Source organism: Acidiphilium acidophilum, assembly GCF_033842475.1.
Taxonomy (GTDB): Bacteria; Pseudomonadota; Alphaproteobacteria; order Acetobacterales; family Acetobacteraceae; genus Acidiphilium; species Acidiphilium acidophilum.
On the sequence record NZ_JAWXYB010000018.1, the window covers coordinates 1,114,795 to 1,134,546 of the forward strand.

General features: G+C 65.7%; 21 protein-coding genes. 15 read left to right on the top strand and 6 right to left on the bottom strand.

The features are described from left to right. Positions 1-19: 19 nt before the first annotated feature. The gene (locus SIL87_RS07980; protein ID WP_319613641.1) at positions 20-1,336 is read right to left on the bottom strand and encodes an ABC transporter ATP-binding protein; all 1,317 of its coding nucleotides are present in this window, start codon (positions 1,334-1,336) and stop codon (positions 20-22) included. Positions 1,337-1,345: 9 nt separating this feature from the next. Further along, complete coding sequence (locus tag SIL87_RS07985; protein ID WP_319613642.1) at positions 1,346-3,079, bottom strand: ABC transporter permease; 1,734 nt, start codon at positions 3,077-3,079, stop codon at positions 1,346-1,348. 209 nt (positions 3,080-3,288) lie between these two features. Between SIL87_RS07985 and dnaN the strand changes: the two genes are divergently transcribed. Together dnaN and recF are read left to right on the top strand one after the other, a co-directional pair. Continuing rightward, positions 3,289-4,413, top strand: coding sequence for a DNA polymerase III subunit beta (gene dnaN / locus SIL87_RS07990; protein WP_319613643.1), 1,125 nt, complete (start codon positions 3,289-3,291; stop codon positions 4,411-4,413). A gap of 171 nt (positions 4,414-4,584) precedes the next feature. Then, positions 4,585-5,694: a DNA replication/repair protein RecF gene (gene recF, locus SIL87_RS07995; RefSeq protein WP_319613644.1), complete on the top strand. Its 1,110-nt coding sequence runs from the start codon at positions 4,585-4,587 to the stop codon at positions 5,692-5,694. Positions 5,695-5,799: 105 nt separating this feature from the next. Here the strand turns inward: recF and xth are convergent, their stop codons facing one another. Together xth and SIL87_RS08005 are read right to left on the bottom strand one after the other, a co-directional pair. After that, positions 5,800-6,570: an exodeoxyribonuclease III gene (gene xth / locus SIL87_RS08000; protein ID WP_319613645.1), complete on the bottom strand. Its 771-nt coding sequence runs from the start codon at positions 6,568-6,570 to the stop codon at positions 5,800-5,802. 12 nt (positions 6,571-6,582) lie between these two features. Beyond that, the gene (locus SIL87_RS08005; RefSeq protein WP_405055218.1) at positions 6,583-6,912 is read right to left on the bottom strand and encodes a HesB/IscA family protein; all 330 of its coding nucleotides are present in this window, start codon (positions 6,910-6,912) and stop codon (positions 6,583-6,585) included. Positions 6,913-7,089: 177 nt separating this feature from the next. On the opposite strand from SIL87_RS08005, the gene SIL87_RS08010 reads away from it, so the two are divergent. From SIL87_RS08010 to SIL87_RS08070, 13 genes are all read left to right on the top strand, one after another. Then, on the top strand, positions 7,090-8,229 hold the full coding sequence (locus tag SIL87_RS08010; protein ID WP_319613647.1) for a deoxyguanosinetriphosphate triphosphohydrolase: 1,140 nt from the start codon (positions 7,090-7,092) through the stop codon (positions 8,227-8,229). A gap of 8 nt (positions 8,230-8,237) precedes the next feature. After that, on the top strand, positions 8,238-10,028 hold the full coding sequence (gene argS / locus SIL87_RS08015; RefSeq protein ID WP_319613648.1) for an arginine--tRNA ligase: 1,791 nt from the start codon (positions 8,238-8,240) through the stop codon (positions 10,026-10,028). A 13-nt stretch (positions 10,029-10,041) separates the two neighbouring features. Next, positions 10,042-10,836: an SPOR domain-containing protein gene (locus SIL87_RS08020; RefSeq protein WP_319613649.1), complete on the top strand. Its 795-nt coding sequence runs from the start codon at positions 10,042-10,044 to the stop codon at positions 10,834-10,836. Beyond that, a complete protein-coding gene (gene nagZ, locus SIL87_RS08025; protein ID WP_319613650.1) occupies positions 10,833-11,762 on the top strand; it encodes a beta-N-acetylhexosaminidase in 930 nt (309 codons plus the stop codon). The genes SIL87_RS08020 and nagZ overlap by 4 nt, the downstream gene beginning before the upstream one ends. Then, entirely contained in the window at positions 11,759-12,454 is a 696-nt protein-coding gene (locus SIL87_RS08030; protein ID WP_319613651.1) for a site-2 protease family protein, read from the top strand. Before nagZ ends, SIL87_RS08030 begins: the two co-directional genes overlap by 4 nt. Next, complete coding sequence (locus tag SIL87_RS08035) at positions 12,441-13,232, top strand: segregation and condensation protein A (protein ID WP_319613652.1); 792 nt, start codon at positions 12,441-12,443, stop codon at positions 13,230-13,232. Before SIL87_RS08030 ends, SIL87_RS08035 begins: the two co-directional genes overlap by 14 nt. Next, positions 13,229-13,792: an SMC-Scp complex subunit ScpB gene (gene scpB, locus SIL87_RS08040; protein WP_319613653.1), complete on the top strand. Its 564-nt coding sequence runs from the start codon at positions 13,229-13,231 to the stop codon at positions 13,790-13,792. The genes SIL87_RS08035 and scpB overlap by 4 nt, the downstream gene beginning before the upstream one ends. 98 nt (positions 13,793-13,890) lie before the next feature. After that, positions 13,891-14,298 (top strand): Sec-independent protein translocase family protein, encoded by a 408-nt coding sequence (locus tag SIL87_RS08045; RefSeq protein ID WP_405055219.1) that lies wholly within the window; start codon positions 13,891-13,893, stop codon positions 14,296-14,298. A gap of 9 nt (positions 14,299-14,307) precedes the next feature. Further along, the gene (gene tatC / locus SIL87_RS08050) at positions 14,308-15,111 is read left to right on the top strand and encodes a twin-arginine translocase subunit TatC (protein WP_319613655.1); all 804 of its coding nucleotides are present in this window, start codon (positions 14,308-14,310) and stop codon (positions 15,109-15,111) included. A gap of 143 nt (positions 15,112-15,254) precedes the next feature. Beyond that, complete coding sequence (gene serS, locus SIL87_RS08055) at positions 15,255-16,550, top strand: serine--tRNA ligase (protein WP_319613656.1); 1,296 nt, start codon at positions 15,255-15,257, stop codon at positions 16,548-16,550. A gap of 196 nt (positions 16,551-16,746) precedes the next feature. Next, positions 16,747-17,640, top strand: coding sequence for an MBL fold metallo-hydrolase (locus SIL87_RS08060; RefSeq protein ID WP_319613657.1), 894 nt, complete (start codon positions 16,747-16,749; stop codon positions 17,638-17,640). Between the two features lie 4 nt (positions 17,641-17,644). Beyond that, on the top strand, positions 17,645-18,082 hold the full coding sequence (locus tag SIL87_RS08065; protein ID WP_319613658.1) for a YeeE/YedE family protein: 438 nt from the start codon (positions 17,645-17,647) through the stop codon (positions 18,080-18,082). Beyond that, the gene (locus SIL87_RS08070; protein ID WP_319613659.1) at positions 18,082-18,561 is read left to right on the top strand and encodes a DUF6691 family protein; all 480 of its coding nucleotides are present in this window, start codon (positions 18,082-18,084) and stop codon (positions 18,559-18,561) included. The genes SIL87_RS08065 and SIL87_RS08070 overlap by 1 nt, the downstream gene beginning before the upstream one ends. Here SIL87_RS08070 and SIL87_RS08075 read toward each other — a convergent pair. Further along, positions 18,510-18,911 (bottom strand): ArsR/SmtB family transcription factor, encoded by a 402-nt coding sequence (locus SIL87_RS08075; protein ID WP_319613660.1) that lies wholly within the window; start codon positions 18,909-18,911, stop codon positions 18,510-18,512. The two genes, SIL87_RS08070 and SIL87_RS08075, sit on opposite strands and share 52 nt — an antisense overlap. A 76-nt stretch (positions 18,912-18,987) precedes the next feature. Further along, positions 18,988-19,752 carry a thiazole synthase gene (locus SIL87_RS08080; RefSeq protein ID WP_319613661.1) on the bottom strand — a complete coding sequence of 255 codons (765 nt, stop codon included), beginning with the start codon at positions 19,750-19,752 and terminating at the stop codon, positions 18,988-18,990.

The following is a 19,752-nucleotide window of genomic DNA, read 5'->3' on the forward strand; positions in this document are numbered from 1 at the left end:
TAAAGCGAAGGTTAACCGATCAGTCCTCCTCGATATCTTCGAGACTGAACTGCTGCGCCTCCTCGTCATACGAATACAATTCGGCATACCGCCCCCACGAAATCGCGGTCCGCAGCGTCTCCTCCGCCCGTTCGGGCGACATGTGATCCTCCAGCTCGTCGCGAAACCGCACCGCCGACGCCCGGTGATTCCACCGCTCATCGATCACCTGACGGATCGCGGCCACCAGTTTCACATGGGTCCGCGCCGCCTCGGCGAAAATCGTCTTGCGCTCCTCGGTATCGGCCTGCACGAACCGCATCCCCTGCTCGGTCAGCCGGATATCGCCTTCCTCAAGTTCCGCGAACCGCAGCAACTGCAACGTCTCACCGAGCGGCAGCAACTCATCCGCCTCGTACTGCAAAACCGCCGCCAGCGCCGGCAGATCGGCCCGCCCGTGATAAGGTTCCGCCGCCAGCGTCTCCATCAACCCCGACATCAGATTTGTCCCGATCGGATGCAGCGGGGTGGCAAACCCGGTCGCGGGCACTGCCGCCGCGGCCCGCAGATCCGCCGGCGTCTTCCGCCGCGTCATCACCGCATAAATGTCATCGACCATCTGCCGGAACGCCGTATCCAGCCGGTTGCGCGGATGCGCGAACGGCACCGCCATCTCATGCGCGACGCGCCCGGGGTCCGAGGAGAACACCAAAATCCGGTCGCACATCAGCACTGCTTCCTCGATATTATGTGTCACCATCAATATCGATTTCACCGGCAGTTTCCGCTCCGACCACAGATCGATCAGATCGGTCCGCAGCGTCTCGGCGGTCAATACGTCGAGCGCCGAAAACGGCTCATCCATCAACAACAAATCCGGATGCGTCACCAGCGCCCGCGCCAGCCCCACCCGCTGGCGCATCCCCCCCGACAATTCCTTGGGATACGCCCCGTCATACCCGCCGAGCCCGATCAGATCGATCGCCTCCTCCGAACGCTGCTCGCGCTCCCGCCGCGCCACCCCCTGCGCCTCCAGCCCCAGCTCGACATTCTCCTGCACCGTCAGCCACGGAAACAGCGCGAAGCTCTGAAACACCATCGCCACCCCGCGCACCGGCCCCACGACGGGCCGCCCCTGCCAGGTCACATCGCCCTTGGTCGGCCGCAGCAACCCCGCGATGATCCGCAGCAGCGTCGACTTCCCCGAGCCCGACCGCCCGAGCAACCCCACGATCTCGCCCTCGCGCAAGCTCACATTCACATCGTCGAGCACGATCACATCGCTGTTGGCATCCTTCGGATAGGCCTGCTGGCAATGCCTGACCTCAAGCAGCGTCGTCGTCACCTGCTGATCCATCGAAACCTCCTACCCAAGGTTGGTGCGCCGGCTGGCATAGGCATAAAGCGGTCGCCAGATCAGCCGGTTGAACGAGAGAACGAAGGCCGACATCACCGCGACCCCGAGCACGATCCGGCTGGTATTCCCCGCAACGGTCGCAAGCGCGATATACGCGCCCAACCCCTTGGCCACCAACGTCGTCTTCCCCCAGGACGCCACCTCGGCCACGATCGAGGCATTCCAGGCCGCTCCCGTCGCGGTCAGCGCCCCGGTCACGAAATAGGGCAATATCCCCGGAATGATCAGCCGCTTCCACCAGAGAAATCCGCGCAGCCCGAAGCTCGCGGCGACCTCCTTCAAATCGCCCGGCAACGCCGAAGCCCCGGCGACCACGTTGAACAGAATATACCACTGCGTCCCCAGCACCATCAGCGGCGTCAGCCATATATTCGGCATCAGCCGGAACGCGACGATCCCGGCCACTACCACCGGAAACAGCAAATTCGCCGGAAATGCCGCCAGAAACTGCGCCACCGGCTGCACCAGCTTGGTCGCCTTCGGTCGCAGCCCGACCCACACCCCCACCGGCACCCAGATCGCACATGAAATGATCAGCGCCGCGAGCACCCGCGCGAGGGTACAGAGCGCATCGATCACGCAGGTCCACAAATCATGCCACTGCAGATGCGCCGCACAGAACGACACCACGAGCCACAGCCCATACCCCGCCGCCGCCGCCACGATCGCATAGAACACCGCATCGCCCAGCCGGGACGACACGCGACTGGTCTTCATCGAGGCGAACGTCCGCTCCGCCCGCCCCAGCCGCAACCGCCCGACCGCCGCGAGCCGCTCGCCCAGCCACGCCGCCGCATCCGCCACCAGATAGGTCCGCCGCAGCACCTTGAGCATCCACGGCTCGGAATCCGCCGCCGTCTGCACCGTCTCGAACCGGAACTTGGCCGACCAGGCGACCAATGGCCGGAACAGCAACTGATCATAAAGCAAAATCACCACCAGCATCGCCAGCACGGCATAGAAAATCGCCAGCAGATCGCTCCGCCTCAGCGCCACCGCCACGTAGGAGCCGATCCCCGGCAGGGTGAACGTCGTGTTCCCCACCGTGATCGCCTCCGAGGCCACCACGAAAAACCACCCGCCCGACATCGACAGCATGGTGTTCCACACCAGCCCCGGCATCGCGAACGGCACATCGAGCCGCCAGAAGCGCTGCCACGGCGAAAGCCCGAAACTCCGGCACGCCTCATCGAGATCCGCCGGTTCCGTGGTGAGCGACTGATAGAAGCTGAACGCCATGTTCCACGCCTGGCTGGTGAAAATCGCAAACACCGCCGCCAGTTCCGCACCCAGCTCCTGCCCCGGAAACAAATGCAGGAAAAACAGCACCGTGAACGACAGAAACCCCAGGATCGGCACCGATTGCAGAATATCCAGAATGGGAATGATAATAATCGCCGCCCGCCGGCTCTTCGCTGCCAGCGTCGCCACGGTGAACGTGAAAATCAGCGAGGCAACGAGCGCCGCGAACATCCGCAGCGTCGTCCGCACCGCATATCCCGGCAGATACGCCGGATCGAGATGGATCGCGGTCGCCTGCACGCTGCTCAGCGGCGCCAGCGTTCCCTGTCCCACATGCACCACGCCGATCAGCACGGCGAACACCAGCACGATCGCGGCGATATCCCAGCCATTGGGCAGCCGGCGTCCATGCACAAGGGCGGGCGGGGCGATTCTGGTCATGAGCAGATCCGCTTGAAAGAATTGACGATGTCGATCTGATGCCCGGCCCTCAGAACCCGACGGCCCGCCTTAACCCGCAACGCCCCCCCTTGTCACCCATTGTTTGGTTTCACGTCAGTGACAGCGGCATGGTTCTATTCCCCCCGGATGTAGGCTATGGAACAAAACCGGCCGACTCGGACGTCCGGCACAATGACTGGAAGGATCGCATGAAGCTCAAGGCGGATCGCGCCACGCTCCTCAAGGCGCTGGCCCATGTTCAGAACGTGGTGGAAAAACGCAACACCATCCCCATCCTCGCCAATGTGCTGCTTTCCGTGAAGGACGGCCGCCTGACCATCGCCGCGACCGACCTCGAAATCGCCCTGATCGAAGACGTCCCCGTGGACTCGGCACAGGACGGCGCCGTCACCGCCCCCGCCGCCACCCTCTACGAAATCGTCCGCCGCCAGCCCGAACACGCCACCATCGAGCTCGACCATCAGGGCGGCGACGCCCCGCTGGCCCTGCGCGCGGGCCGCTACGCCACCAAACTCGTGGTCCTGCCGACCGATGAGTTCCCCAAACTCGACGCCGGCAAGCTCAGCCACAAATTCGCCGTCCCCGCCCAGGCCCTGCGCGGCCTGATCGACCGCACCCGCTTCGCGATCTCGACCGAGGAAACCCGCTACTACCTCAACGGCATCTACCTCCACGCCGCGATCTCCGATGGCACGGACGTGCTGCGCGCCGTCGCAACCGATGGCCACCGCCTCGCCCGGGTCGAGGAAGCCCTGCCCGAAGGCGCCGCAGGCATGCCCGGCGTCATCATCCCGCGCAAAACCGTCAATGAAATCCGCAAACTCCTCGAAGACGTCTCTGGCGATATCGCCATCGCCCTCTCCGAAACCCGGATCCAGTTCACGCTCGATACCATGCGCATGACCAGCAAACTGATCGACGGCACCTACCCCGACTACAGCAAGGTCATCCCGGTCGGAAACGACAAAATCCTCCGCGTCGACACCCACGAATTCTCCAACGCGGTCGCCCGCGTCTCCGCCATCACCGCCGAACGCCACAAACCGATCAAACTCTCCGTCGCCCGCGACCTCCTCGTCCTCTCCGCCACCAGCCCCGATCAGGGCACCGCCTCGGAAGAACTCGACGGCGACCAGGTCGATTACACCTCCACCCCGCTCGAAATCGGCTTTCAGGCCCGCTACCTCAACGACGTCACCGAACAGATCAAAGGCCACGTCGAATTCTGCTTCGCCGACGGCGGTGCCCCCACCCTGGTCCGCGCCGCCGGAGACGCCAGCGCCGTCTTCGTCCTGATGCCGATGCGGGTTTGAACCCCGCGTCGATCTGGATATTCCGCTGGAAAGGTTAAGAAAGTGCTTCTTTTTTGAAAAAAAGAAGCAAAAAACTTTTGTTAAATCAAGGTTCGGGCGCGGCCAAGGTCACGGACGCAGCGGACTGACGTTTTTCTGCGAAATAAGAAGCGCTTCCCATCCTTCCCCTCCATGACCCGGCTTACCACCCTCCGCCTGACCGATTTCCGCTCCTACGCCGCGCTCGATCTCCGGATCGAGGCCCGCATCGTCGCCCTGCAAGGCCCCAACGGTTCGGGCAAAACCAACCTGCTCGAAGCGATCTCCCTGCTCGCCCCCGGCCGTGGCCTGCGCGGCGCGAAATTTGCCGAACTCGCCCGCCGCGCCCCCGCAGCTTCCGGCGGCTGGGCCGTCGCCGCCACCCTCGCCGCCACCCTCGCCGACGAAACCCGCCGGTTCACCCTCGGCACCGGCATCGAAACGTCAGGTGCCGACCGCCGCAAAATCCTGCTCGACGGCGATCCGGTCACCGCCGCCATCGCCGCCGCGAATTTCGCCTGCGTCTGGCTCACCCCGCAGATGGACCGCCTGTTCACCGAAGGTGCCTCCGCCCGCCGCCGCTTCCTCGACCGGCTGACCCTCGCCCTCGCCCCCGGCCACGCCAGCGAGGTTGCCGCCTTCGAGGCCGCCGCCGCCAACCGCAACCGCCAGATCGAACAGCACACCGCCGATCCCGCATGGCTCGCGGTCATCGAGGATTCCATGGCCCGCCACGCCGCCGCCATCACCGCCGCCCGGCTCGACCTCATCGCCCGCCTGAACAAAACCCTCGCTCTGGGCAGTTTCGCCCCATTTCCCGCCGCGCAAATGACTCTGGACTGCCCGATCGCCACCCGCCTCGCCACCGAACCCGCCCTCGCGGTCGAAGACTGGCTCCGCCGCCTCTACGCCACCAACCGCATCGAACCCTCGGCCCCGGTCTCACCCCAACGCGCCGACCTCATCCTGACCGACGCCACCGGCCTCGCCGCCGCCCTCGCCTCGACCGGCCAGCAACGTGCCATGCTGGTCGCAACCATTCTGGCCCACGCCACTCTGGTCACAACCTTGCGCGGCACCGCCCCGGTCCTCCTGCTCGACGAACCCTTCGTCCATCTCGACGCCACCCACCGCATGGCCCTCGGCACCGCCCTGACCCGGCTCGACGCCCAGATCATCTGCACCGCCACCGACCGCGACCAGCTCACCCCCCTCGGCTCCGACGCAACCATCCTCAACGTCACCCACGGCGCCATCCACTGACCTCGGGTTGCCTCGGATTTCCTCGGGGGACTCGGCCTCAGCTTTTGCCGGACGAAAACACCTTCGCGTGACCCACGATCCGATCAGGCGCCAGACCGAAACCGGTCAATCCCCGATCGTCACCATCACCGGCACATGATCCGAAGGCTGCGTCCGGTCCCGCTCCGCCTTCGCAATGACCACGCTCTCCAACCGCTCCGCCATCCGGGGCGAGAGCAGGGCATGGTCAATCCGCAAGCCCCGGTCCCGCTGCCACGCCCCCGCCTGATAATCCCAGAACGTGTACAGCGTCTCCGCCGGGTGCAGCGCCCGCACCGCATCGGTCAAGCCGAGCCACATCAACGCCCGAAACGCCGCCCGGCTCTCCGGCCGCACCAGCGCATCGTCGGCCCCCAACGCACCTTTGGCATAATCCGCATCGGTCGGGCACACATTGTAATCCCCCGCCAGCACGAAATCCCGGTCCGTCGCCATCAGCGCCGCCGCATGAACCCGTAGCCGCGCCATCCAGTCCAGCTTGGCCTGAAACCCGTCCGCCCCGCCCGAATTGCCGTTCGGCAGATACAGATTGCCGATGATCACATCCCGCAACCCGACCTCGATATACCGCGCCGCCGCACCCTCGGCCTCGCCCGGCAAGCCGCGCGCCCGCACCTCGACCGCCTCGCGCGAAAGAACCGCCACGCCATTATACGATTTCTGCCCGAACACCTCGGCGCGATACCCCGCCGCGGCAAACGCGTCCCCCGGAAACTGATGCGCCTCGCACTTGATCTCCTGCAGCAACAGCACATCCGGCTGCACGCGCTCCAGAAAATCCGCAACGAGTGCGGCGCGAATCCGTACGGAATTCACGTTCCAGGTCGCAATCCTCATCGTGTCAGCGTCTCACTCGACGGAAAACGAGGTGCCGCACCCGCAGGATGTTTTCGCATTCGGATTACCCACTGCGAAATACGCCCCCATCAGCGTATCCTTGTAATCGAGCTCCGCCCCATCGAGCAGATCGAGACTGGCAGGATCGACCACCACCTTCGCCCCATCCCGCTCGACGACATAATCCTCGTCCTCGATCGCTCCGGTCAGATCGAACTTGTACTGAAACCCGTTGCACCCGCCGGCCAGCACCTCGACCCGCAATGCCTTGGCATCATCCTCGCCCGCCACGATCGCGGCGATCCGCTCTGCCGCGCTGGCGCTGATCCTGAATCGGTCCATGGTTTCGCTCATGGTCCATATATAGGCCCATCGAGCCGGTTGGGCCAGCAGTAAGGTGGGGCAGGGGAGGGAGGGCTTCTTGTTTGGAAACAAGAAGCAGAAAACTTTCATTCGCCTCAACCTCGGGCAGTTCCGGTGCATCTTGGACACCGGCCCGCACTCCTGTAAGCCACCCCAATGCTCGCGCCCTACGCCTCCCACGCCGCTGCCTCGCGCGGCCGCCAGTTCCCCGAACCGGACAGCGCCACCCGCAGCGCCTTCCAGCGCGACCGCGATCGCGTGCTCCACTCCAACGCCTTTCGCAAACTCCAGTACAAAACCCAGGTCTTCGTCATTCACGAGGGCGATTTCTATCGCACCCGCCTGACCCACAGCCTCGAAGTCGCCCAGATCGCCCGCAGCATCGCACGCGGCCTCGCCCTCGATGAAGACCTCACCGAAACCCTCGCCCTCGCGCACGATCTCGGCCATCCCCCCTTCGGTCATGCCGGCGAGGCCGGGCTGAACACCGCGCTCGCCGCCCATGGCGGGTTCGACCACAACGCCCAGAGCCTGCGCAGCCTCACGATGCTCGAACGCCGCTACCCGGGCTTCGATGGCCTCAACCTCACCTGGGAATCCCTCGAAGGCATCGCCAAACATAACGGCCCGCTGCCCGCGCCACCCGCCTACATCGCCGCGTTCGACGCCGGCTACCCGCTCGACCTCACCCGGCAAGCCGCCGCCGAAGCCCAGGTCGCCGCCCTGTCCGACGACATCGCCTACCACGCCCACGACATCGACGATGGATTGCGCGCCGGGCTCTTTACCATCGATGACCTGTCCGATCTCCCGGTGGTCGGCACGGTCCTCGCCGAAGCCCGCGCCCTCACGCCCGATCCCCGCCGCATCCGCGCCCACATGGTCCGCCAGATGATCGGCGTCTTCGTCACCGGCGCCCTCGCCGAAAGCCGCACCCGGCTTGCCGCGCTGAAACCGGCATCGCCCGACGCGATCCGCGCCGCCGCCCACCCCGTCATCGGCTTCGCGTCGGACCTCGCGGAGGCCAACCGCGCCATCCGCACCTTCCTCTACGCCCGGATGTACCGCCACTGGCGCGTCAACCGCATGACCCACAAGGTCGAAGCCGTGGTCCGCGACATGGCCACCCTGTTCCTCGCCCGCCCCGATCTCCTGCGCGATGATTGGCGCGACCGGGCGGGACACCCCCACACCGACCAGACCGCCGAAGCCGTCCGCGACTACATTGCCGGCATGACCGACCGTTTCGCCCTCGACGAACACCGCCGTCTGACCGACCCCACCGCCGCCGCCTGAAGGTTCACATGTCCGCAAACCTGTTCACCGACCTCCGCACCACCGTGCTCGGCACGATCGCATCGCTCTACCCCACACTCGGAACCGAGCATCTCGCCCGCATCGAAATCACCCCCACCCGCGAGGCCGCCCACGGCGACGTCGCGACCAATGCCGCCCTGATCGCGGCCAAACCCCTCGGTCAGAAACCGCGCGACATCGCCGATGCCCTCGCCGCCGCCCTGCGCGACAATCCCAGCGTCACCAAAGCCGAACCCGCCGGCCCCGGCTTCGTCAACCTCACTCTCGCACCCGCCCTCTGGCAGTCCCAGCTCCCCGTCATCCTGCAAACCGGCGAAGCCTTCGGCGCGAGCACGCTGGGGCAGGGGGCCAGGGTCAACGTCGAATACGTCTCGGCCAACCCCACGGGCCCGCTCACCGTCGGCCATTGTCGCGGTGCCGTGGTGGGCGATGCACTGGCCAGCCTGCTCGCCAAGGCCGGCTACGCCGTCACCCGCGAATATTACCTGAACGATGCCGGTGCCCAGGTCATCGCCCTCGCCTGGTCGGTTTACTGGCGCTACCTTCAGACCCTCGGCACGCCAATGACCGAAGCCGAATTCGCCGCCGCCACCCCCACCGGCCTGCAATATCCCGGCGACTATCTGCTGCCGGTCGGGGCCCAACTCGCCGAACGCCACGGCCCCGCTCTCGCGACGCCCGATCTCACCATCGCCGACCCCGCCCTCTGGCTCGATACCGTGCGCGATTTCGCGGTCGCCGCCATGATGGATCTGGTCCGCGCCGACCTCGCCGCCCTTCACGTCCACCACGATGTCTTCACCAGCGAAGCCGCCCTGATCGCCGGCGGCGGCGTCATCCGCGCCGAAGCCGCCCTGCGCGCGCGCGGCCTTCTCTACGAGGGCATTCTCGAACCCCCCAAAGGCAAAACCCCGGAGGATTGGGAACCCCGCGAACAAACCCTGTTCCGCGCCACCGATTTCGGCGACGACGTCGATCGCCCGGTCCGCAAATCCGACGGCTCGAACACCTATTTCTTCAACGATATCGCGAACCACGCCGACAAGATGGCGCGCGGCTTCGACCAGATGATCGATGTCTGGGGCGCCGATCACGGCGGCTACGTCAAACGCATGCAATCCGCCGTCCGCGCCCTCGCCGCCAACGCCGAGGCCCGGCTCGACATCGTGCTCTGCCAGATCGTCCGCGTCCTCAAGGATGGCGTGCCGATGCGCATGTCCAAGCGCGCCGGCACCTATATCGAACTCGCCGACCTGATCGATGCCGTCGGCCCCGATGTCGTCCGCTTCATCATGCTGATGCGCAAATCCGACGCGCAGATGGAATTCGACCTCGATGCCGCGGTCGCCCAGACCCGCGAAAACCCGGTCTTCTACGTCCAGTACGCCCACGCCCGCTGCCGCTCCGTCCTCCGCGCCGCCGCCGGCATGCCCGAACTCGGCGACATTTCGGATGCCTCCCTCGCCACCACCAGCCTCGTCTCGCTCACCGCCCCCGAGGAACTCGCCCTCATCCGCCGCCTCGCCTCGTGGCCGCGCCTGATCGAATCCGCCGCCCTCGCGCGCGAGCCGCACCGAATCGGATTCTTCCTGTATGATCTCGCGGGCGACTTCCACGCTCTCTGGAACGCCGGCCGAACCGAGACCACCCTGCGCTTCATCCAGACCGAAGCGCCCGAACCCACCCGCGCCCGCCTCGCCCTGGTCGCGGCCACGGCAGTGGTGATCCGCTCCGGCCTCGCGGTCATGGGGGTCGCCCCGGCCGAGGAGATGCGCTGAAAAGGACCGCGTGATGCAAGACCCGGATATCGACATTCCCCCCTACGCCTCGCCCCGCCTGCGCGCACGCGGTGTCGACCCCGAAACCAAACGCATGGCGATCATCGCCGGCGGCCTCGGCGTCGGCATCATCGCGCTCGCCCTGATCTGGAGCGGCATCCACACCAGCCTCGGCCCGCCGCCGGTCATCAAACCTCCGGCCGGCCCGATGCGCACCGTGCCGAAAAACCCCGGCGGCCTTCAGGTTCCCGGTGCCCATGAACAGATCATGTCCGGCGAAGTCGCCTCCGGCCCGCCGCAACTCGCCCCGGCATCGCCCCAGCCCGATTTCTCGAAACTCGACCAGGAAGAAGCCGCCGCCCTGCCCAAACCCCCACCTCCAACCCCGGCCACAACCCCGTCTCCCGTCGCAACCTCCACCGCCCCGGCATTGCCGCTGCCCCCGCCACCCCCACCCCAATTCGCGGCGGCAACGATCCCCACGCCCATCCCCACGCCCACCCCCGCGCCCATCCCGACCCCGCCACCCCCGTCCACCACCGCCCCCGCTCAAACCACCGGTTCCGGCGCCTACGCTGTCCAGCTCGCCGCCCTGACCTCGATGGCGAAAGCCGATCAGGCCTGGCAGGTCCTGGTCGCCCGGGTCCCCGACATTCTGGGCAACCAGAAGCCCGTGGTCGTCCCCGGCCTCGTCCACGGCAACACCTTCTACCGCCTCCGCCTCGAAGGCTTCCCCACCGCCAAAGCCGCTGGCACCTTCTGCGCCCGGCTGAAATCGCGCGGCGTCACCTGCTACCTTCCGAAATGATGAAAGCCGCCATCCTCGGCATCGCCGGACCCAGCCTCACCGCCGCCGAACGCGCCCTGCTGGCCGAACTCCCCCCCACCGGCATCATCCTGTTCGGCCGCAACATCGTCTCCCCACCCCAACTCGCCGCCCTGATCGACGATCTCCGCTCCGCCCTGCCACCGCAGGCCGTGCTGATGATCGATCAGGAAGGCGGCCGCGTTGCCCGCATGCGCGCCCCGCACTGGCCCGAACTCCCGCCCGCCGCCACTCTCGGCACCCTCTACGCCACCGACCCCGAAGCCGCCCGCAACGCCGCCCGCGCCCACGGTGCCGCCCTCGGCGCGATGGCCCGCGAAGCCGGGTTCGACATCGTCACCGCCCCGGTGCTCGACGTGCCGAGCGAGGGAGCCAGCGCCGTCATCGGCGACCGCGCGATCAGCGCCAACCCCGTCGCGGTCGGTGTCCTCGGGGCCGACATCGCCTGGGGCCTGCTGTTCCAGGGCATCCAGCCGGTCATGAAACACCTCCCCGGCCACGGCCGCGCGACGCTCGACAGTCACCACGCCCTCCCGCACGTCGATGCCGCCAATCTCGACGCCGATTTCGCCCCGTTCGCCGCTAACCGCGCGCTGCCATGGGGCATGACCGCCCATATCGTCTACGATCACCTCGACCCGGCCAACCCCGCCACCTTCTCCCCCACCATCATCGAAACCATCATCCGCACCCGCATCGGTTTTCGCGGCATCCTGGTCAGCGACGATCTCGCGATGAACGCGCTCACCGGCCCTGCCGCGTCCCGCGCGGTTCGCGCCCTCGCCGCCGGGTGCGACATCGCGCTGTTCTGCCCCGGCGACCTCGCGGACAACCGCGCCGTGCTCGAAGCCATCCCCGATCTCGCCCCCGGCCTGATCCCCCGGCTGAAAGCCCCCTCCCTGCCATGAACAACGACCTCATCCGCACCATCGTCATCGGCGTCTCCGCCTCGATCCTCGCGATCGTGCTCCACGAACTCGCCCACGGTTTCACCGCTCTCGCAATGGGCGACCACACCGCCCAGCGCGCCGGACGCCTCTCGCTCAATCCGCTCTGCCATGTCGATCGCGTCGGCACCATCCTCCTCCCCGCCGTGCTGATCGCCTTTCAGCTCCTCACCATCGGGCGGATCGCCTACATGTTCGGCTGGGCGAAACCGGTCCCGATCGACCCGTCCGGTTTCCGCAACCCGAGGCGCGGCATGGCGATCGTCGCCGCCGCCGGCCCGGCCTCGAACTTCATCCTCGCTTTGCTCTCCGCCTTCGCCCTCGCCGCGATCGGCACGAGCGGCTTCGTCGCCGATTTCCTGCTCTATTTCCTGCTGTTCAACGTTCTGCTCGGCCTGTTCAACCTCGTCCCCCTGCCGCCCTTCGATGGCGGGCGGATCATGGTCGGACTCCTGCCCCTCGCCGCCGCCCGCGCCCTCGCGCAGGTCGAACGTCTCGGCATCCTGGTCATCCTGTTCCTGATCTTCATCCTCCCCGCCGCCCTCGGCCAGTTCGGCATCCATTTCGACCCGGTCTCCGACGTGCTCGACAACTGGGTTCCCCGCGTCGCCACCGCCTTTCTCCACGTTGCGGGCGTCCATGCCGGTTACTGAACCCGCCCCCGTCACCGAGTCCTTCATCGTCCGGTTCGAAGGTTTCGAAGGCCCGCTCGATCTCTTGCTCGACCTCGCCCGCACCCAGAAGCTCGACCTCGCGACCATCTCGATCCTGTCTCTGGTCGACCAATACCTCGCCATCATCGAAGGCGCGCGCAAAATCCGCCTCGAACTCGCCGCCGACTGGCTGGTGATGGCCGCCTGGCTCGCCTGGCTGAAATCCCGCCTCCTCCTGCCCGACCCCGAAACCATCGAGGAAGCCGAACTCAGCGCCGATCTCCTGGCCGACCGTCTCCGCGCCCTCGAAGCCATCCGCGCCGCCGCCGCCTGGCTCAACCAGCGCCCCCAGCTCGGCCTCGACGTCTTCCCCCGCGGTACCCCGGAAGACTTCACCGAAATCGACCGCTCGCGCCTGAAACTCGACGTCCCGGCTCTGCTCGCGGGCTACCTCGCCGCCCGCCGCCGCTCCGGCGCGAAACGCCGTTACCGGCCCAAACCGGTCACCTACTGGACCGTGCAACAGGCGCTCGAACGCCTCACCCGCCTGATCGGCTCCACCCCCGACTGGTCGGACCTCGCGAGCTTCCTCCCGGACTCCCCGGACTCCCCGCTCGCCCACCGCGCCGCGCTGTCCAGCACCCTGATCGCGAGCCTCGAACTCGCCCGCAACGGCGTCCTCACCTTGCGCCAGGAACAGGATTTCGCCCCGATCCTGCTCCGCGCTACCGAAGCCGCCCCAATATCCCCGCACCCGACACCCACCCCCGCATCATGACCACGCGCCCCCACGCCGAGCGCCTGCTCGAAGCCGTCATCTTCGCCAGCCGCGACCCCGTTCCGCTCCGCACCCTCGCCACCCTCCTGCCCGACACCGCCGATCTCGACGAAACCCTCGCCGCGATCCGCGCCCACCATGCCGGCGGCGGCTTCGAGCTGGTCGAAGCCGGGCAGGGCGTGATGTTCCGCACCGCCCCCGACCTCGCGCCCGACCTCAAGCGCGTCGTCGAAATCCCCCGCCGCCTGCCCCGCGCCGCCATGGAAACCCTGGCGATCATCGCCTACCACCAGCCGGTCACCCGTGCCGAAATCGAAGACCTGCGCGGCGTCAGCCTGTCGCAGACCACGCTCGATGCCCTGCTCGAAGCCGATCTGGTCACCCCCGCCGGCCACAAGGAAGCCCCCGGCCGCCCCGCGCTCTGGGCCACCACCGCGCATTTCCTCACCCAGTTCGGCCTGAAATCCCTGCGCGACCTGCCAAAACGAACCGATCTCCTGGTCGAACCCGCCGCTCCGGTCAGCGAACCCGCGCCCACCCCGGAACCCCCCGCACTTTGACCTGCGCCCGACCTCTGCTAGCACACGCTCCGGTCAAGCAAGGCCGGTCAACGTAGGTCAAGATGCTCGGTTTTTCCTGGACAGAAATTTTAGTCATCATGATGGTGGCGCTGGTGGTCATCGGCCCGAAAGACCTCCCGGTCGCCATCCGCACCGCCAGCGCCGCGATCCGCAAGATGCGCGGCCTCGCGAGCGATTTCCAGGGCCACGTCCAGGACCTGATGCGCGAGGCCGATCTCGCCGATATCGGCAATGATTTACGCAGCATCCGCAATTTCGACCTCGGCAGCCTCGCCGAACGCCATATCGACCCGCAAGGCGATTTCCGCCACGCCTTCGATCCCGCGAGCGGCGATCCGCACGACATGGACAACACCATGATCGAAGCCGACGAGATCGAACCGGAACCCGAACCCGTCATCGATGCCCCCGCCTTCATCCCGCCCAACGAAATCCGCCACCGCGCCGTGCCCGCCTTCATTCCCCCCGGCACGCGTCTCTGGTAAACCGGAGCCATGGATATCGACCCGACCGCAACCGACGCGCCGCACGATCCGATCCACGACAAGGAAATGCCCCTGCTCGACCATCTGGCCGAGTTGCGCAAACGCCTGCTCTGGTCGGCGCTCGCCTTCCTCATCGCGTTCCTGGTCTCCTACTACTACGCCAAGCACGTCTATTATTTTCTCGCCCAGCCGCTTGTCCACATCATGGAGGAGCGCGGCCAGAAGCCCGAACTGATCTACACCGCCCTCTACGAGGCCTTCTTCACCTATGTGAAGGTCGCGGTGTTCTCCGCCGCTTTCGTCTCCTTCCCGGTGATCGCCTCGCAGATATGGCTGTTCATCGCCCCCGGCCTCTACCGTTCGGAAAAACGCGCGCTGCTGCCCTTCCTGATTGCAACGCCGATCCTGTTCTTCGGCGGCGGCGCTCTGGCATATTATTTCATATTTCCAAACGCGTGGCGGTTTTTCCTGAGTTTTCAGACAAGCCCGGCCAACCACCATTTCCAGATCGACGTGATGCCCCGCGTCTCCGATTACCTCAATCTGGTGATGAAGCTGATCTTCGCTTTCGGCCTCTGCTTCGAACTCCCGGTCCTGCTCACCCTGCTCGGCAAGGTCGGCATCATCACCGCCGCCGGGCTGCGCAAATACCGCCGCTACGCCTATGTCGGCTGCTTCATCGTCGCCGCCATCCTGACCCCGCCCGACGTCTTCACCATGACCGGCCTCGCCATCCCGCTGATCGCCCTGTTCGAAATCTCGATCTTCGCGGTGAAATTGGTGCAGCCGAAGAGCGTGGTGGTCGATGAGTAGCAAGCAAGCGCTTCTTTTTGAAAAAAGAAGCAAAAACCTTCGCTCCGCTGCGCGACCCTTCCTTTACGAATAAGAGTTTTTTGGTTCTTTTTTGCAAAAAAGAACCGCTTTCCTTCCTTCCCTGATCCCGGACCATCGCCCTTATGCATGACCTCAAATCGATCCGCGACAACCCCGACGCTTTTCAGGCGGCTTTGGCCCGGCGACATATCGCGAACCTCAGTGAACTGATTCAAAACATTCTGGATGCCGACGCTGCATTCAGAAGTCAAACCCAAGAGTATCAAGCGCTTGAAGCTAAACGTAATGCGAATGCCAAAGAAATAGGGGCAGCCAAGCGATCCGGAGCGGATACCACCTTGCTGCAAAAAGAGGCGGTCGAAATAAAAGCGGCTTTTGATTCGGTGGGCTTTGATTGCCTTACATCGCAAGAGACCCTTCATGACCTCGTTCATGAAATCCCCAACATCCTCGATCCCGAAGTCCCCGATGGCGCCGATGAATCCGCCAACGTCGAACAATCCCGCATCGGCACCATCCGCAACTACGATTCCCCGCCCCAACAGCATTTCGAACTCGGCGAATCCCTCGGCCTGATGGATTTCGCCACTGCGGGCAAAATCGCCGGCAGCCGTTTCACCCTCCTCAGGGGCGACCTCGCCCGGCTCGAACGCGCCCTCGGTCAGTTCATGATCGACCTGCACATCACCGAGCATGGCTACACGGAGGTCTCGCCACCGCTGCTGGTCAACGAGGCCACCATGTTCGGCACCGGCCAGTTGCCGAAATTCGAGGAGGACCTCTTCAAGACCACCGATGGCCGCTACCTGATCCCCACCGCCGAAGTCCCCCTCACCAACATCGTCGCCGGTGAAATCCTCGATCTCGCCAAACTCCCGCTCCGTTTCACCGCACTCACCCCCTCCTTCCGCTCCGAAGCCGGCTCGGCAGGCCGCGACACGCGTGGCATGTTGCGCCAGCATCAGTTCTGGAAGGTGGAAATGGTCTCGATCACCACCCCCGAATCCAGCGCGGACGAGCACGAACGCATGACACGCTGTGCGGAGACCGTGCTGGAACGCCTCGATCTGCCCTATCGCCGCATGTTGCTCTGCGCCGGCGACACTGGTTTCGCCGCCGCCAAAACCTACGACCTCGAAGTCTGGCTGCCGGGGCAGGGGGCCTATCGCGAAATTTCCTCCTGCTCGAACTGCCGCGCCTTTCAGGCCCGCCGCATGAACGCCCGCTACCGCCCGGCGCAATCCGGCCCGAAACCGGCCAGACCCGATTTCGTCCACACGCTGAACGGCTCCGGCGTCGCGGTCGGCCGCGCCCTGATCGCGGTGATGGAGACCTATCAGAATCCGGATGGCAGCATTACGATTCCGGAAATTCTCCGCCCTTACATGGGCGGGCGCAGCCTCATCGGGCGGTCCTGAAACCAGCCCATCGCCGCCTTTGCACCAGATCATCCGCGGATTCGGTCGATTGTCCGGCGCCTCGGCAAGGCGTGGCTTTGCCTCAACATTGCCGATCTCTTATATACTTCGCCTAATTAAAATGTATTGACATCCCCGTGTCCCGACTACATATTCGCTCCAACGAATGTTTTTCGCTGCCCAGGAGTCAGCACCCATGAACACCCAACGGAACACCCAGCCGAACAACCACCCCGAGGTCCTGTCGTTCTACGACAAGGCCACCAACACGATCAGCTACATCGTGATCGATCCCGCGACGAAACATGCCGCGATCGTCGATTCGGTGCTCGATTACGACCCCAAGGCCGGCCGCGTCTCGACCGCCTCCGCCGATGAAATGATCGCCGCCGTGAAGGCGCATGATCTGACCATCGACTGGATCGTCGAAACCCACGTCCACGCCGATCATTTCTCCGCCGCCCAGTATCTCCAGCAGCATATCGGCAGCGGCGTCATCGGCATCGGCGGCCAGATCGCCCCGGTCCAGAGCAACTTCGCCGACATGTTCGACATGGGCATCGACTTCAAGACCGATGGCAGCCAGTTCGACCATTTGTTTCAGGACGGCGAGAGCTTCAAGGTCGGCACCATCGAGGCCAAGGCCATATACACGCCCGGCCACACCCCGGCCTGCATGTCCTACCTGATCGGCGATGCGGTCTTCGTGGGCGACACCCTGTTCATGCCCGATTACGGCACCGCGCGCTGCGACTTCCCGGGCGGGGACGCCCATGCGCTCTACGCCTCGGTCCAGCGCCTGTTCACCCTGCCGCCGGAAACCCGCATGTTCACCGCGCACGACTACCAGCCCGGTGGCCGCGAACCGGCATGGGAAACCACGGTCGGCGAGCAGAAGGCCAAAAACGTCCAGATCCGCGAAGGCATCTCCGAGGATGAATTCGTCGCGATGCGCCAGAAGCGCGATGCGACCCTCGCGGCTCCCGTGCTGATCCTGCCCTCGTTGCAGGTCAACATCCGCGGCGGCGACCTGCCCGATCCTTCGGGCAATGGTCGGCGCTATCTGAAAATCCCTTTGAACGCGATGTGATAAAATGCTCCTTCCCGCACCCTTCCCAACCGCCTTCACGCCCGGTCTCGATCTCGCCGGCGGCCTGCTGATCGGCACCTCCGCCGTCGTGCTCTGGCTCGGCATCGGTCGCATCGCCGGCATCAGCGGCGTCATCGGTGGCTTGGTCCAGCGCGCCGAGCGCGACTGGCGTCTCGCCTTCATCTCCGGCCTGCTGCTCTCCGGCATCCTCGCCCGCGCACTCGGCGTCGCGCCGGACATCCACCTTCAGGGCTCCGATGCCCTGCTGGTCGGTGCCGGCCTGCTGGTCGGTGTCGGCACCGCCCTCGGCGGCGGCTGCACCTCCGGCCACGGCATCTGCGGCCTGTCCCGCGCCTCGCCCCGTTCGATCACCGCGACCATGACCTTCATGGCCGTCGCCGTCCTGGTCGTCTTCCTCACCCGTTCATATGGTGGCTTCTAATGCGTCGTACCCTTGTCGCTTTCTCATCCGGCCTGCTGTTCGGCGCCGGTCTGCTGCTCTCCCGCATGGCCGACCCCGCCAAGGTCCTGAACTTCCTCGACTTCACCGTTCACTGGGACCCCAGCCTCGCCTTCGTCATGGTCGGCGGTATCGCGGTCGCGGCGGTCGGCTTCTTCATCGCCCGGCGCATGGCCCATCCTTTGTTCGGCACCAGCTTCCCGAGCCTGCCCTTCGGTGGCGTCACGGCGAAACTGCTGGCGGGCGCGGCCCTGTTCGGTACCGGCTGGGGCTTGCTCGGCCTCTGCCCCGGCCCAGCCATCGTCGCCCTGCCACTCGACCCGACACGGGTGATCGTCTTCATCATCCCGATGCTTGCAGGAATGTGGGGCGTGCGTACCCTCGCGGCCCGGGCCGAAGCCGGCAAGCGTCAACCGTTGCCGGTCGGAACTCCCGCCGTCGCGGTGCAGAACAACCGGTAAACCAACCCGACGGTCTCACGCGCGGCATTGCTGCCCAACGCGTAGTAGATCGTCCGGGAATCCCGTCGGGTGGTCACCAGACCATCCTGACGGAGCCGGGCCAGTTGCTGCGAAAGATGCGCCTGGCGAATCCCCAGTTCCCGCTCCAACTGCCCCACCGACGCCTCGCCATGGGTCAGATGACACAACACCATCAGCCGATGCGGATTGGCGATGCAGCGTAAAAACTGCGTCGCCATAATGGCATTTGCGGTCATGGCATCGAGTTCGATCCCCTCATCCATGCCATCGCCATCCAGTGCCGCCCGTCCGATATCGTCGTCGTCGATCTCCTCACGCAACTGGCTCATGTCCACTCCACATCGCAAAATGTAAATATGTATGAACGCATCGGCTGGAGTTTGGCAAGCCTTGCTGCCGCAAACGTCAGGCGCCGATCAGCCCCAGTTCCGGACTCGATGCCTCGGCATGGAGTTTGCGCGGAATCCGCCCCGCCGCGCGGGCATCGAACCCCGCGACAACCCCCTCGCGCATCGCCCGCGCCATCCGTACCGGATCATGCGCCCGCGCGATCGCGGTATTGAGCAAAACTGCATCGCACCCCAACTCCATCGCCTGCGCCGCATCGGACGCGGTGCCGATCCCGGCATCCAGCACCACCGGCACCGCGCTCTGCGCACAGATCCGCTCGATATTATAGGGATTGGCGATGCCGAGTCCGGAACCGATCGGCGAGCCCAGCGGCATCACCGCCGCCGCCCCGAGATCGGCCAGTTTCCGGCATAAAATCGGATCATCGGTGCAATACGGCAGCACGGTGAACCCGGCCTTCACCAGCGCAGCGGTCCCCTCCAACAGAAACTCCGCATCCGGATACAAGGTCTCCCGGTCCCCGATGATCTCAAGCTTGACCCAATCCGTCCCCAGCGCCTCGCGCGCCAGTTCGGCGGTCAGCACCGCATCGCGCACCGTCGCGCAACCCGCCGTATTCGGCAGCAGCCGATACCGCCCGCCCAACTCATCGAGCAACGACCCGCCATAAGCATCGAGGCTGATCCGCCGGATCGCGACCGTCACCAGCGAGGGTGAAGCCGCCTCCAGCGCATCCAGCAGCACCTGCCGGTTCGGATACCCCGCCGTGCCCATGAAAAGCCGCGACTCCAGCGCAACCCCGCCAATCGAAAAGCTCAT

What these genes read in the sequence shown, in the direction of transcription:
- SIL87_RS08035 (WP_319613652.1), top strand. Translation starts at nt 12,441, where the DNA reads ATGCCGGTTACTGAACCCGCCCCCGTCACCGAGTCCTTCATCGTCCGG.
- scpB (WP_319613653.1), top strand. Translation starts at nt 13,229, where the DNA reads ATGACCACGCGCCCCCACGCCGAGCGCCTGCTCGAAGCCGTCATCTTC.
- SIL87_RS08060 (WP_319613657.1), top strand. Translation starts at nt 16,747, where the DNA reads ATGAACACCCAACGGAACACCCAGCCGAACAACCACCCCGAGGTCCTG.
- xth (WP_319613645.1), bottom strand. Translation starts at nt 6,570, where the DNA reads ATGAGGATTGCGACCTGGAACGTGAATTCCGTACGGATTCGCGCCGCA.
- serS (WP_319613656.1), top strand. Translation starts at nt 15,255, where the DNA reads ATGCATGACCTCAAATCGATCCGCGACAACCCCGACGCTTTTCAGGCG.
- nagZ (WP_319613650.1), top strand. Translation starts at nt 10,833, where the DNA reads ATGATGAAAGCCGCCATCCTCGGCATCGCCGGACCCAGCCTCACCGCC.
- recF (WP_319613644.1), top strand. Translation starts at nt 4,585, where the DNA reads ATGACCCGGCTTACCACCCTCCGCCTGACCGATTTCCGCTCCTACGCC.
- SIL87_RS08030 (WP_319613651.1), top strand. Translation starts at nt 11,759, where the DNA reads ATGAACAACGACCTCATCCGCACCATCGTCATCGGCGTCTCCGCCTCG.
- SIL87_RS07980 (WP_319613641.1), bottom strand. Translation starts at nt 1,336, where the DNA reads ATGGATCAGCAGGTGACGACGACGCTGCTTGAGGTCAGGCATTGCCAG.
- argS (WP_319613648.1), top strand. Translation starts at nt 8,238, where the DNA reads ATGTCCGCAAACCTGTTCACCGACCTCCGCACCACCGTGCTCGGCACG.
- SIL87_RS08065 (WP_319613658.1), top strand. Translation starts at nt 17,645, where the DNA reads ATGCTCCTTCCCGCACCCTTCCCAACCGCCTTCACGCCCGGTCTCGAT.
- SIL87_RS08075 (WP_319613660.1), bottom strand. Translation starts at nt 18,911, where the DNA reads ATGAGCCAGTTGCGTGAGGAGATCGACGACGACGATATCGGACGGGCG.
- SIL87_RS08005 (WP_405055218.1), bottom strand. Translation starts at nt 6,912, where the DNA reads ATGGACCGATTCAGGATCAGCGCCAGCGCGGCAGAGCGGATCGCCGCG.
- SIL87_RS08020 (WP_319613649.1), top strand. Translation starts at nt 10,042, where the DNA reads ATGCAAGACCCGGATATCGACATTCCCCCCTACGCCTCGCCCCGCCTG.
- SIL87_RS08045 (WP_405055219.1), top strand. Translation starts at nt 13,891, where the DNA reads ATGATGGTGGCGCTGGTGGTCATCGGCCCGAAAGACCTCCCGGTCGCC.
- SIL87_RS08080 (WP_319613661.1), bottom strand. Translation starts at nt 19,752, where the DNA reads ATGAGCTTTTCGATTGGCGGGGTTGCGCTGGAGTCGCGGCTTTTCATG.
- SIL87_RS08010 (WP_319613647.1), top strand. Translation starts at nt 7,090, where the DNA reads ATGCTCGCGCCCTACGCCTCCCACGCCGCTGCCTCGCGCGGCCGCCAG.
- SIL87_RS07985 (WP_319613642.1), bottom strand. Translation starts at nt 3,079, where the DNA reads ATGACCAGAATCGCCCCGCCCGCCCTTGTGCATGGACGCCGGCTGCCC.
- dnaN (WP_319613643.1), top strand. Translation starts at nt 3,289, where the DNA reads ATGAAGCTCAAGGCGGATCGCGCCACGCTCCTCAAGGCGCTGGCCCAT.
- SIL87_RS08070 (WP_319613659.1), top strand. Translation starts at nt 18,082, where the DNA reads ATGCGTCGTACCCTTGTCGCTTTCTCATCCGGCCTGCTGTTCGGCGCC.
- tatC (WP_319613655.1), top strand. Translation starts at nt 14,308, where the DNA reads ATGGATATCGACCCGACCGCAACCGACGCGCCGCACGATCCGATCCAC.